Source organism: Blastococcus sp. CT_GayMR19 (assembly GCF_004570385.1).
Taxonomy (GTDB): Bacteria; Actinomycetota; Actinomycetes; order Mycobacteriales; family Geodermatophilaceae; genus Blastococcus_B.
This window is the reverse complement of sequence record NZ_SPQL01000005.1, coordinates 93,601-106,463: the sequence shown is the minus strand read 5'-3', so window position 1 is coordinate 106,463 and position 12,863 is coordinate 93,601. Positions and strand designations below refer to the sequence as shown.

11 protein-coding genes are annotated in these 12,863 nt (G+C 73.2%); 1 reads left to right on the top strand and 10 read right to left on the bottom strand.

The genetic code is table 11. The features are described from left to right. Positions 1-418 precede the first annotated feature (418 nt). The 6 genes from E4P39_RS09195 to E4P39_RS09170 form a co-directional block, all read right to left on the bottom strand. Positions 419-1,690, bottom strand: coding sequence for a thymidine phosphorylase (locus E4P39_RS09195; RefSeq protein WP_135136125.1), 1,272 nt, complete (start codon positions 1,688-1,690; stop codon positions 419-421). A gap of 1 nt (position 1,691) precedes the next feature. Continuing rightward, positions 1,692-2,105 carry a cytidine deaminase gene (locus tag E4P39_RS09190; RefSeq protein WP_135136123.1) on the bottom strand — a complete coding sequence of 138 codons (414 nt, stop codon included), beginning with the start codon at positions 2,103-2,105 and terminating at the stop codon, positions 1,692-1,694. After that, on the bottom strand, positions 2,105-3,385 hold the full coding sequence (locus E4P39_RS09185; protein WP_135136121.1) for an ABC transporter permease: 1,281 nt from the start codon (positions 3,383-3,385) through the stop codon (positions 2,105-2,107). Before E4P39_RS09185 ends, E4P39_RS09190 begins: the two co-directional genes overlap by 1 nt. Further along, positions 3,382-4,590, bottom strand: coding sequence for an ABC transporter permease (locus E4P39_RS09180; RefSeq protein WP_135136119.1), 1,209 nt, complete (start codon positions 4,588-4,590; stop codon positions 3,382-3,384). Before E4P39_RS09180 ends, E4P39_RS09185 begins: the two co-directional genes overlap by 4 nt. A gap of 73 nt (positions 4,591-4,663) precedes the next feature. Then, positions 4,664-6,259: an ABC transporter ATP-binding protein gene (locus E4P39_RS09175; RefSeq protein ID WP_135136117.1), complete on the bottom strand. Its 1,596-nt coding sequence runs from the start codon at positions 6,257-6,259 to the stop codon at positions 4,664-4,666. Between the two features lie 295 nt (positions 6,260-6,554). Continuing rightward, entirely contained in the window at positions 6,555-7,628 is a 1,074-nt protein-coding gene (locus tag E4P39_RS09170; RefSeq protein ID WP_245159726.1) for a BMP family ABC transporter substrate-binding protein, read from the bottom strand. Between the two features lie 239 nt (positions 7,629-7,867). On the opposite strand from E4P39_RS09170, the gene E4P39_RS09165 reads away from it, so the two are divergent. Next, complete coding sequence (locus tag E4P39_RS09165) at positions 7,868-9,121, top strand: serine hydrolase (RefSeq protein WP_135136115.1); 1,254 nt, start codon at positions 7,868-7,870, stop codon at positions 9,119-9,121. Here E4P39_RS09165 and E4P39_RS09160 read toward each other — a convergent pair. From E4P39_RS09160 to hisC, 4 genes are read right to left on the bottom strand one after another with little or no spacing between them, the layout of a single operon-like run. Further along, a complete protein-coding gene (locus tag E4P39_RS09160; RefSeq protein WP_245159725.1) occupies positions 9,006-10,013 on the bottom strand; it encodes a YihY/virulence factor BrkB family protein in 1,008 nt (335 codons plus the stop codon). The genes E4P39_RS09165 and E4P39_RS09160 overlap by 116 nt on opposite strands. Before the next feature lie 58 nt (positions 10,014-10,071). Beyond that, positions 10,072-10,641, bottom strand: coding sequence for a 2'-5' RNA ligase family protein (locus E4P39_RS09155; RefSeq protein WP_135136113.1), 570 nt, complete (start codon positions 10,639-10,641; stop codon positions 10,072-10,074). Next, positions 10,638-11,657 carry a tryptophan--tRNA ligase gene (gene trpS / locus E4P39_RS09150; RefSeq protein ID WP_135136111.1) on the bottom strand — a complete coding sequence of 340 codons (1,020 nt, stop codon included), beginning with the start codon at positions 11,655-11,657 and terminating at the stop codon, positions 10,638-10,640. Before trpS ends, E4P39_RS09155 begins: the two co-directional genes overlap by 4 nt. 45 nt (positions 11,658-11,702) lie before the next feature. After that, positions 11,703-12,818 carry a histidinol-phosphate transaminase gene (hisC, locus tag E4P39_RS09145; protein WP_135136109.1) on the bottom strand — a complete coding sequence of 372 codons (1,116 nt, stop codon included), beginning with the start codon at positions 12,816-12,818 and terminating at the stop codon, positions 11,703-11,705. Positions 12,819-12,863: the final 45 nt, after the last annotated feature.

Genomic DNA, 12,863 nt, shown 5'->3' with positions numbered 1-12,863 from the left:
CCCCGTACCTCGCTTCGGTAGGCGTGCAGTTGGACACCGTCTGGGGCAGATACGAGAGCAGTCGCTGGAGCTCGCTCGTCGGGGACGGACTCGGGGACGAGCCCTGTGGCGGCCCCGAGACAGGGTCCTGCGACGGTCCCGAGGCCGTGCCTTGCGACGGGCTCGACGACGGGATCGGGGATGAGCTCGGGGAGGGCGAGCCGGGTCCCCCGATCCGAGCCCCGACGATGCCGACGACCGCCGCGAGAACCACTCCGGTCGCCCCGATCACGGCGGTCAGCACAGGTCGATCCCGCGCCTTCTCCCCCAGAGTCATGACACCTCGGATCATCGCCCCGACAGGCCAGGCGGAGCCTAGAACCCAGCAGGCCGATCGAGGCCACGATTGTCCCCCGGGCGAGCGCAGCAGGCGCGCCGCTCAGGCGGTGATGCGGTCGAGGATCAGCGGCAGCGGCTGGTCGTCGGTGTCGATCCCGACCGCGCCCTCCAGCGCCTCCAGCGCCCGCGGGATGCGCGCGGCGTCGTCGGTCTGGAGCTCCAGCAGCGGCTGCCCGGCGGTCACCCGGTCCCCCACGCCCGCGGTCCAGACGACCCCTGCGGCCGCCGACACGGGATCCTCCTTGCGGGCCCGGCCGGCACCGAGACGCCAGGCGGCGACGCCGAGGGAGAACGCGTCCAGGCGGGTCAGCGTGCCGGTCGCCGGCGCCGTCACCACGTGGGTCTCCGCGGGCTTCGGCAGCGCGGCGTCCGGGTCGCCGCCCTGCGCGGCGATCATGCGCCGCCAGACGTCCATGGCCCGGCCGTCGGCCAGCGCCCCGGCTGGGTCGACGTCGCCCCGGCCGGCGCCGGTGAGCATCTCCCGCGCGAGGGCGAGGGTCAGCTCGACGACGTCGGCCGGACCGCCCCCGGCGAGCACCTCCAGCGACTCCGCCACCTCGACGGCGTTGCCCGCCGCGCGGCCCAGCGGGCGGTCCATCGCCGTCACCAGCGCCACGGTGCGCACTCCGGCCGCCTCACCGAGGCCGACCATCGTGCGGGCCAGCTCGCGGGAGGCCTCGGGGTCCTTCATGAACGCACCGGAGCCCGTCTTCACGTCCAGCACCAGCGCGTCCGCGCCCTCGGCGATCTTCTTGCTCATGATCGAGCTGGCGATGAGCGGGATCGACTCCACCGTGCCGGTGACGTCGCGCAGCGCGTAGAGCTTCTTGTCGGCCGGCGCGAGGTCGTTGCCGGCCGCGCAGATGACCGCGCCGACCTCGTGCAGCTGCCGCAGGTAGGCCGCCTCGTCGACGTCGGCCCGCCAGCCCGGGATCGACTCCAGCTTGTCCAGCGTGCCGCCGGTGTGGCCCAGCCCCCGCCCGGACAGCTGCGGCACCGCGACGCCGCAGGCCGCGACCAGCGGCGCGAGGGGCAGCGTGATCTTGTCGCCCACCCCGCCGGTGGAATGCTTGTCGGCGGTGGGCCGGCCCAGCGAGGAGAGGTCCTTCCGGACGCCGGAGTCGATCATCGCCTGCGTCCAGACGGCCAGTTCCTCCGGGGACATCCCGCGGAAGAACACCGCCATCAGGAGGGCGCTCATCTGCTCGTCGGGCACGCTGCCGTCGGTGTAGGCGGCGATGATCCAGCGGATCTGCTCGGAGGTCAGGCGCCCGCCGTCCCGCTTCGTGCGCAGGACATCGATGGCGTCCATGTCAGCCTTCCCGGGCGGCCGCGGCCACCAGGTCCTCGGGGCCGAACGCGTCGGGCAGCACCTCGCGCATCGGCACGATCCCCAGCGACACCGTCTCGATGAGCATCTCGGCCCCGCCGTGCTCCCACAGCAGCTGCCGGCACCGGCCGCACGGCATCAGCGGCTGCCCGTCCCCGCCGACGCAGGCCACCGCCACGAGCCGCCCACCGCCGGTGCGCGCGAGGTCGCTGACCATGCCGCACTCGGCGCACAGCCCGAGGCCGTAGGAGGCGTTCTCCACGTTGCACCCGGTGACCACGCGCCCGTCGTCGACCAGGCCGGCGACACCGACCGGGAACCTCGAGTACGGCGCATAGGCGTGCGTCATCGCCTCGCGCGCCGCGGAGCGGAGGGCATCCCAGTTCACCTCGGGCACTAGTGCTCTCCTCGTCGGTAGACCAGTCCGTCGGCCTTCGGCATCCGCAATCGCTGCGAGGCCAGGGACAGGACCAGCAGGGTGATCAGGTGGGGGGTGAAGAAGACGATGCCCTCGGGCAGCCGGTCGATCGTCAGGTAGCCGGTCAGGGCGGCCCCCGCGAACACCGCGGCGATCACCGCCTGCACGAACGCCCGGCGCCGTACCTGGACGACCGCCACCGCCACCAGGATGACCGCCACCAGCAGCAGCAGGGCGACGACCGCCGTGCGGCTGCGCAGCTGCAGGGCGTCGGCGAAGCCGAAGAGCCCTGCACCCGCGGCGAGTCCGCCCGGTCGCCAGTTGCCGAAGATCAGCGCGGCGAGGCCGATGAACCCACGGCCGCCGGTCTGGCCCTCGCGGTAGATGTTGGCGATGAAGACGAGGAAGACCCCGCCGAGCCCGGCGAGAGCTCCCGAGATGAGCACGGCGATGTACTTGAGCCGGAACACGGGGACGCCGAGGGAGTCGGCGGCCGCGGGGTTCTCCCCGCAGGCCCGCAGCCGCAGGCCGAACGCCGTCCGCCACAGGATCAGGTAGGCAGCCGGGATCATCAGCACCGCGATCACGGTGAGGACGCCCACTCCGCTGGTCAGCCCGCGCAGCAGGGCGGCGACGTCGCTGATCAGGAACCAGTGCCGCTCCTCGACCGAGCCCAGCAGGTCCGGTCCGGAGGACAGGATCGGGAGGGAGAACTCCGGTGGCCGGCTGGTCAGCGGCGGGGACTGGGCGGCACCGCCCCCGGCCGGGTTGTCGATGTAGATCAGCTCGGACAGGAAGCGCACGATGCCTGCGGCGAGGATGTTGATCGCCACGCCGGAGACGACGTGGTCGACGCCGAACGTGATCGTGGCGATGGCGTGCAGCAGCCCGCCCACGGCGCCCAGCACGAGCCCGCCGACCACCGCGGCGGCCCAGCCCCACTGGTAGCCGGCCCAGCCGGCGCCCCAGGTGCCGAGGATCATCATCCCCTCGAGCCCGATGTTGACCACGCCGGCCCGCTCCGCGAAGAGACCGCCGAGCGCCACCAGAGCGATGGGGACCGCCAGCAGCAGAGCGGCCCTGAACGTCGGCGAGGACGTCAGCGCCTGCTCGCCCGAGATCACCCGGATCGCGGAGAACAGCACGAAGACGGCGACGGCGACCCAGAGGACCCGCCGCCTGCGGCCCCCACCGGTGAGCAGGTCGGTCAGGGGGCCACGACTGGGCCGCGTGCCAGGGGGAACGGTCACGCTGCTCATGACTCCACTCCCTGGGGTTCGCCGGGGACTCCGGTGTAGATGCGCTGCCCGCCGTCCGGACCCGTGTCCGGCGGTGGGCTGCTGCCCCCGCCCTCGCCGCCGGACGGTCCGGCGGCGGCGCCCGCCCGCTCGGCCGAGCGCAGCGCCAGGCGACGGGCGATCTCGTTGGCGATCACGACGGCGAGCACGATCGTGCCCTGGATGATCGTGACCACCGACGAGGGGATGTCGGCGAACTGCAGCGGCAGCGCGGCCCGGTCGAGGAAGGCGAACAGCAGGGCCGCGAGGGCGATGCCCACGGGGCTGTTGCGGCCGAGCAGCGAGACCGCGATGCCCAGGAAGCCCAGCCCCGCGGTGAACTCGGTGCTGAACCGGTGCGCGTTGCCGAGCAGTTCGGGCAGGCCGATGAGTCCGGCGATGGCACCGGAGAGCAGCATCGTCTTGATCACCATGCCACGGGCATCGACGCCGCTGGCCGTGGCCGCCGACGGCGAGAGCCCGGTGGCCCGCAGGTCGAAGCCGAAGCGGGTGCGCTTGAGCAGCACCGCGATTCCGACGCCCACGACGACGGCAACCAGCAGGAAGCCGAAGAGCTCGGAGCGGGGCTCCGCGAGGCCCAGCCCGGTGAGCAGGCCGTTGAGGCTCGGGAACCAGCCCGACTCAGGGATGATCTTGGTCGTCACGATCGACTCGCCCGGTCCGCTGCCCCGCAGCGGTCCGGTGAGCAGGAACGACGCGGTGCCCAGCGCGACGAAGTTGAGCATGATCGAGCTGATCACCTCGCTCACGCCGCGCGTCACCTTGAGCACTCCGACGATGCCGGCCCACACGGCGCCGACCAGCATGGCGACGACGACGATCAGCAGGACGTGCAGCGGGGCGGGCAGCGCGACAGCCGCACCCGCGGCGGCGGCGAGGATCGTGGCCAGGCGGTACTGACCCTCGACGCCGATGTTGAACAGGCCCATCCGGAAGGCGATCGACACCGCGAGGCCGGCGAGGAACAACGGGACGGCGCGGTTGAGGATCACCACGATCGACTGCACCTGCTGGGACGGGCGGTCGCCCAGATCGGTCATGACCTGCAGCGCGGCGAGCGGGTCCTCGCCGATCAGCAGGATGACGATCGCGAAGATGACGAGCGCGACGACGATCGAGAGCACGGGCCCGAGCAGAGCCAGCCCGGTGCGACGCACCCGGTTCATGAGGTCTCCTCGCCGGCGCTCGTCGGACGGATGAACCGGCGCCGGGCTCCACCCCGGGAGCTCACCCGCTCGCTCATGCGGCACCGGCCGCGGAGTGGGCGCCGGTCATGTAGCCACCGAGCTCCTCGGGGGTGACGCGGCTCGGATCGACGGTGGCGACGAGCCCACCGCGCAGCATCACGTGCAGCGTGTCGGACAGACCGATCAGCTCGTCGAGGTCGGCGGAGACCAGCACGATCCCCAGCCCCTCCGCGCGGGCGTCCTTGAGCAGCTCCCAGATGACGGCCTGGGCGCCGACGTCCACACCGCGGGTGGGGTGCGCCGCGATCAGCAGGCGGGGGCGGGCACTCATCTCGCGGCCCACGATGAGCTTCTGCTGGTTGCCGCCGGAGAGCGCGACGGCGAGGGTGTCCGCCCCGGGGGCGCGCACGTCGTACTCGCGCATGATCCGCTCGGTGTCGGCGCGGGCGCCCCGGCGGTCGATGAACCAGCCCTTGACCGCCGGCGGGCGGGTCTGGTGGCCGAGGATCCGGTTCTCCCAGAGCGGAGCGTCCAGGAGCATCCCCTGCCGGTGCCGGTCCTCGGGAATGAAGCCGACGCCGGCCTCACGACGTGCCCGGGTGCTCCACTGCGTGATGTCCTCGCCGGCCAGTCGCATCGCGCCGCCGGCGAGCGGACGCAGGCCCATGATCGCCTCGACGAGCTCGGCCTGCCCGTTGCCCTCGACGCCGGCGATGCCGACGACCTCGCCCTCGCGCACGACCAGGCTCACGTCGTCCACCAGGGACCGCCCGGTCACGGCGGCCACGGTCACGTTCTCGAGCTCGAGCACCACCGCGTCGCGGACGGTGGAGCTCCGGGTCTCCGGGGTGGGCAGCTCGGCGCCGACCATCAGCTCGGCCAGCTGCTTCACCGTCGTCGTCCTCGGGTCCGCCGTCCCCACCGTCGTGCCGCGCCGGATGACGGTGATGGCGTCGGCGACCCGACGGACCTCGTCGAGCTTGTGCGAGATGAAGATGACCGTCAGGCCCTCGCGCTTGAGCTCGGCGAGGTTGCCGAACAGCTCGTCGACCTCCTGGGGCACCAGGACTGCGGTCGGCTCGTCGAGGATCAGGGTCCGTGCCCCGCGGTAGAGGACCTTCGCGATCTCGACCCGCTGCCGGTCGCCTACGCCGAGGTCCTCGACCAGGTCGTCGGGCTCGAGGTCCAGGGAGTAGCGGTCGGAGATCTCGACGATCCGTCGGCGGGCCTCCGCGCGGTCCAGCCGGCCACCCCTCGTGGGCTCGCTGCCGAGGACGATGTTCTCGAGGACCGTGAAGTTGTCGGCCAGCATGAAGTGCTGGTGCACCATGCCGATGCCGGCGGCGATGGCGTCGGCCGGGCTGCGGAAGCTCACCTCGCGGCCGTCGAGCAGGATCTCGCCCTCGTCGGGGCGGTGCATGCCGTAGAGCGTCTTCATCAGGGTCGACTTGCCGGCGCCGTTCTCGCCCACGATCGCGTGCACCTCACCGCGGCGGACGCGCAGCTCGATGTCGCGGTTGGCGACGACGCCCGGGAACCGCTTGGTGATCCCGCGCAGCTCCACTGCGAGGGGGGCGTCCTCGGCGGGGACGGCGATGTCGGGACCGGCTCCGGACGGCCGGTCGCCGGTTCCTCCTGGTGCGGCCATCGTGGGGCCTCTCACTCGGGTGCGGCCACGGGGTACGCGGCGCACGTCCACTTGTCCGCGCCGACGGCGACGGGTTCAACCGTGACCACCGGCCGGCCCGGTTCCCGCAGGCACGAGGCGCAGGATCCGGCTGGCCGCATGATGTCGCATCGCGGCCCGCTCGTGGGCCACCGCCCCCGGTGGGCCGGACACGACGGCGGGCCCGGGCTCCGCACTCGAGGTGCAGCGCGCCCGGACCCGCCGTCGGTGTCGACCGTGCGGACGCGGACCCGCTGATGGCGGGTCCGCGTCGGGATCACGGGGTCGTCGGGACCTCGATCTCCCCGTCGATGATCTGCTGACGGAGGGCGTCGATGTCCGCCTGGATGTCCTCGATGAAGCCGCCCGACGTGGCCAGGCCGACGCCGTCGCTCTCCAGGTCGTACAGGTTGTCGCTGCCGCCCTCGACGGTGCCGTCCACGTAGTCGCCCACGAAGGCCAGCACGGCGTTGTCCACCCGCTTGAGCATGGAGGTCATGATCACGGCCTGCAGGGCCGGGTCGTCGACGGTGTTGTACTGGTCGGAGTCGACGCCGATGGCCCGCTTGCCCGCAGCGGCCGCGGCCTGGAAGACGCCGGTGCCCGAGCCGCCTGCGACCTGGAACACGATGTCGGCACCGGCCGTGTACATGCCTTCCGCCAGGAGCTGCGCACGGGCCGGGTCGTTGAACCCGGAGAAGTCACCGGCGGGCGAGAGGTACTCGGCGAGGATCTGGATGTTCGGGTTGACCGCGCGGGCGCCGGCCTCGTACCCGGCCTGGAACGTCTGGATGAGCTGCACGTCCTGGCCGCCGATGAAGCCGATCGAACCGCTCTCGCTCTTGAGCGCTGCGGCCGCACCGGCGAGGAACGAGCCCTCCTCCGCGGCGAAGAGCAGGCCGGTGACGTTGTCACCCTTGCTGGTGCCGTCGGGCAGCGCGTTGGCGCCGTCGACCTGCGCGAAGGTGGTGTCCGGGAAGTCGGCGGCGACCTCGGCGATGGTCTCGTCGTAGGCGAAGCCGACGGCGATGACCGGGTTGTAGCCCTCCTCGGCGAGCTGCGCGAGCAGCTCGGCGCGGTCGGAGCCGTCCTCGTTCGGGGTCACCTCGCGGTACTCGCCACCGAACTCCTTGACGGCCGCCTCGGCCCCGGCGAAGGCCGAGTCGTTGAACGAGCGGTCACCGCGCCCGATCGCGTCGTAGGCGAGACCGATCTTGAGCTCCTCGTCGGCGCCGGTTCCGCCGCCGCCGGCGCTGCCGCCGCTGGGCTCCTCGTCGCTGGCACAGGCCGCAAGGACCAGGCTGCCGGCCAGCAGCAACGCCGCGGCCTTCGTCATCCGCGCTCGGCGCAAGACGATCTCCTCTCTGGGGGGACGCACCGACGGTGCTCTGCGGTGGGTCCCGATGGGTGCAGGGCTCCCGCGTCGTCGGTCACGAGAAGCGGAACGCGCCGACACAAGACCTGGGCACGCTAACCGGGCCGTGGAGTCCTGCTCCAACTCCGGAACGGACTGAGACGCGATCGTTGCGAACCCCCGCGCCGCACCGGACCGCCCGAGCGCCCGTAGCGGCCCGCGCATACCGTGCCCCCATGAGGCGTGCGCGGCCCCGGCCGGCCGGAGCCGCGGTCGTCCTCAGGGCGGCCGCTGTCGCCGCCGGCCTCGCCCTCCTCGTCGGAGCCGGCCCGGCCGCTGCGGCGCCTGCGCGGCCCACGGTCGACCCCTCCGCGCCCACCCCGACCGTCCCCTGGTCCGGCCCGCCGCCGCAGGGGCAGGCGCCGGACGGCAGCACCGTGGGCGGGGACCGGCTCGACACCCGCGGCACCGTGGTCGCCGACGACGCGCCGCCGCTGCCGGCCGGGCTGGCCGCCTCCGGCTGGCTGGTGGCCGACGCCGGGAGCGGCGAGGTGCTCGCCGCCCGCGACCCGCACGGGCGGTACTACCCCGCCAGCACCCTGAAGACGCTCACGCTGCTGACGCTCGCCCCACGGCTGGACCCGGCGCAGGTCGTGACCGGGACGGTCGAGGACGAGAACATCGAGGGCAGCCGGGTCGGGCTGGTCGACGGCGGGCAGTACCCCGTGGCCCTGCTGTTCCAGTCGCTGATGATGCAGTCCGGGAACGACGCGGCCAACGCGCTGGCACGGACGGCCGGCGGGGTGGCCGCGACCGTCGAGGCGATGAACGAGACCGCCGAGGCGATCGGTGCCTTCGACACGGTGGCCGGGACGCCGTCCGGGCTCGACATGGCGGGGCAGTCCTCTTCGCCCTACGACCTGGCGCTGATCTTCCGGGCACTGGTCGAGGACCCGTCCACCGCCGCGGTCCTGACCACCGCGGTGGCCCAGATGCCGGCGGTGGCGGACCGCTCCGCCGGCTATCAGATCCAGAACCAGAACCCGCTGCTGACGACCTATCCGGGCAACCTTGGCGGCAAGACCGGCTTCACCGACGCCGCCCGGCACACGTTCGTCGCCGCCGCCGAACGCGCCGGCCGCCGGCTCGTGGTCAGCGTCATGGACACCGAGAACGTCCCGCTCCGGGCCGCCGACCAGGCCGCCCTGCTGCTCGACTGGGGCTTCACGGTTCCGGCCGGCACCGGGGGCGTGGGCCGGCTCATCCGCCCCGCCGACGCGGCCGGCCTGGGGCCGACGACGCCGCCCGTCCGCGCGACCGGCGAACCGGAACAGTCCCCTGCCGTCCCCGCGGCCCTGGCCGGCGGGGCGGTGCTCATCGTGGCCGCGACGGTGCTGGGACGGCGTCGGGCGGTGCGACCGGTGCTCCCTCCAGCCGCGGGGGCGACACGGCCTCGATCCGCCGGAGGGTCGACGTCCAGGAGGCCGTGAAGAAGGCGAACCGGGCGACCAGGTTGATCCACACCAGCAGGCCGACGGCGCCACCGAACGCCGTCGCGGTCACGCTGTCGTTGATCAGCGACAGGTAGTACCCGCCGATCAGCTTGAGCACCTCGATGCCCGCCGCGCCGAACAGCGCCCCCGGCAGCAGCAGCCGCAGCGGGTGCGAGACCGAGGGGACCACCCGGAGCAACCAGAGGAACACGACCGTGTCGGCGGCGACCGCCAGCGCGATCCCGAGGACCCGGGTGAGCACCTCGTACCCGGGTTGGTCGGCCACGCCGACCAGGTCCAGCACCCACGACGTCGCCTGCGTGACCCCGCCGGTGAGGCCCAGGCTCGCCAGCCCGACGGCGCCGAGCGCGACCAGTGCCAGCAGGTCCTGCGCGTTGTCCCGGAGGACGTCGGGCTCGTCGACGTAGCCCTTCCAGATCCGCTCCATGCCCACGCGGAGCTTGTCCATGGTCCGGAGACCGGCGTAGAGGAACCCCGCCAGCGCGATGAGCCCGATGAAGTGGGCGCCGTCGATCGCATCCCTCAGTTGCCGGACCAGCGTCCGGCCGATCGTGCCGGGGAAGGTGTCCCGGATGGCGGCGAAGAGCTCCTGCTGCAGCAGCTCGTTGCCCGCCAGCACCAGGCCGATGATCGAGGCGGCCAGCAGCAGCACCGGGAAGAGCGCGAGGAAGGCGAAGTACGTGACGCCGGCCGCCATGAGGTCGCCCTGGGTCCGCTGGTAGCGGCCTCCGGCGCGGGCGAGGTGGTCGAACCAGCGGTACCGGCGGCGCTGGGCGGCGATGAGGTCCTCGACCCGCGCGTAGGCGCGGTTCCACCACGGCTTCCGGCCGGCGGGGCGCCGGATCGGCTCGGGGGCGGCGGAACTCACCGCCCGAGTCTGGTGCCTCGGCGCCGGGCGCGCTCGGCCGTGGGCCTCTCCGCGCAGGTCAGCGCGACGGACCGGTGAGCGGGTAGGTGCGGGCCACGGCCCATGCCCCGCCGGGCGTCTGTTCGAACTCCGTGAAGGAGTCGACGCGGAACTCGGCCGAGAGGTCGGACAGCCCGCTGTAGGCGAGCTCGAGCATGTCCTCCGGCACGTCGTGGGCGACGGTCACGTGCGGGTGGTACGGGAACGACAGCTCGCGGCTCAACGGCCCCCGGCGGACGTCGTTGGCGATGAGCTCGCAGTTGCCGATGCCCCGGGCCACGGCCACGAAGACGACGTCCGACACCGGCGTGAACGTGCCGGTGCCGAGCAGGTGCATGTCGAACGGCGCGTGCCCGGCGGCCACGTCCTCGAGGTGCCGGCTGATGGCCGGGCGGTCGAGGACGGCGACCTCGGTCGGCGGCAGCAGCGTGACGTGCGGCGGCACCAGGCTCGCCTGCGGGTCACCGACCTTCGCGCGCCAGTCGACGAGCAGCTGGGCCCACGGCTCGGGCACCGGGACGACGATGCCCAGGACGGTGGTCTGCGGAGCCACCGAGCGGCTGCGCGGCACGAACGTGTCGTCGTTCATCCGCGCACCCCTCCGGGCAGGAAGCCGACCCGCTCGTACACCTCGGCGACCGTGCCGGCGGCGACCTCGCGCGCACGGGCGGCGCCCTGCGCGAGCACCCGCTCCAGCTCCGCGGCGTCCCCGAGCAGCTCCTGGGTGCGCGCGCGGACCGGCGTGAGGAAATCGGTGACGACCTCGGCCAGCTCCTTCTTCAGGTCGCCGTAGCCGCGGCCGGCGAAGTGCTCCTCGAGGTCGGCGACGGAGTGACCGGACAGCGCGCTGTGGATGGTGAGCAGGTTGGTGACGCCCGGCTTGCCCTCGGGGTCTGCCACGACCTCACGCCCGGTGTCGGTGACCGCCGAGCGGATCTTCTTCGCCGACACCGCCGGGTCCTCGAGCAGGTCGATGCAGCCGGCCGGCGGCAGGCTCTTGCTCATCTTCTTGTCCGGCGACTGGAGGTCGAGGATCTTCGCCGCGCCCTGCGGGATGTGCGCGGCGGGCACCGTGAACGTCGGGCCGTACCGGCTGTTGAAGCGGGTGGCCAGGTCACGGGTCAGCTCGAGGTGCTGACGCTGGTCCTCGCCGACGGGTACCTGGTCGGCCTGGTAGATGAGGATGTCGGCGGCCTGCAGCACCGGGTAGGTGAACAGTCCGACGGACGCACCCGACGTGCCCTCGCGCTGGCTCTTGTCCTTGAACTGGGTCATCCGGCTGGCCTCACCGAAGCCGGTCATGCACTCCAGCACCCACGAGAGCTGCAGATGCTCGGGCACGTGACTCTGCACGAACAGCGTGCTCCGCGCGGGGTCCACGCCGAGCGCGAGCAGCTGCGCGGCGCTGACGAGGGTGCGCCGGCGCAGCACCGCCGGGTCCTGCGCGACCGTGATCGCGTGCAGGTCGACGACGCAGTAGAAGGCGTCGTGACCCTCCTGCAGGGCGACCCACTGGCGCAGCGCACCCAGGTAGTTCCCGAGGTGGAACGAGTCCGCCGTCGGCTGGATGCCGGACAGGACGCGGGGAAGGGGCACGGCGCCCATCAAACCAGCCGACCCCGCCGGACGGTCCGACCTCCCCCGTTCACCTCATCCCCGCAGGTCGGCGTCCCGCCGCGCGTCGTCGAGCGCGGCGAGGAAGACGTCGTCCTCCTCGGGGGTGCCGACGGTCACCCGGATGCCCTCACCGGCGAAGGGCCGGGTGATGACGGCGCGGGCCTCCAGCGCCGCGGCCAGCGGCGCTGCCTGCTCCCCCACCGGCAGCCAGACGAAGTTGGCCTGGCTGTCGGCGACGTCGAGTCCGCGCTCCCGCAGGGCCCCGGTCAGCCGCTCGCGCTCGGCGACGACGGCGGCACAGCGGGACCGCACCTCGTCCTCGCTGGCCAGCGCCGCGACCGCGGCGGCCTGGGCCAGCGTGGAGACGCTGAAGGGCACGTGCGTCTTGCGCACGGCGGCGGCGACGGCCGGGTCCTCGGCGAGGAGGTAGCCGACCCGGAGGCCGGCCAGCCCCCAGGCCTTGGAGAACGTGCGGAGGACGGCGACGTTCGGCCGGCCGCGCATCAGCTCGATCCCGTCCGGCACATCGGGGTCGGTGACGAACTCCCGATAGGCCTCGTCGAGGACGACGAGTGTGTCGGCGGGGACGGCGTCGAGGAAGTCCACGAGCTCGCCGCGCCGGACCGCCGTCCCCGTGGGGTTGTTCGGGTTGCACACGAGCACCAGGCGGGTGGACTCGTCGATCGCCGCGGCCAGCGCGGGCAGGTCGTGGGTGTCGGCGGGGCCGCCCGGCCGGCCGGGGGTGAGCGGCACCTGGACGGCCCGGGCCCCGGCCACACGGGCCAGCAACGGGTACATCTCGAACGAGCGCCAGGCGAACGCGAGGCTCGTCCCCGGGTCGTTGTAGGCCTGCGCGAGCTCCTGGCACAGTGTCACCGCGCCGCAGCCGGTGGCCACCTGCTCGGGATCGACGCCGTACCGCTCGGCCAGCGCCGCGGTGAGGACGACGGCGCCGTTGTCGGGGTAGCGGTTCGTCTCCCCGGCCGCCGCGGCGACCGCCGCCACGACGGCGGACAGCGGCGGGAAGGCGACCTCGTTGCTGGCCAGCTTCACCGCGCGGTCGACGCCGATCTCCCGGGCGAGGTCGGCGGGGTTGCGCCCGGGGCGGTAGGCCGGGAGCCCCTCGACGGCCGGGCGCGCGGTGACCACGACATCTCCTCCTGGCAGGGCGTCCGCCACCCGTCTCTAGGGTGG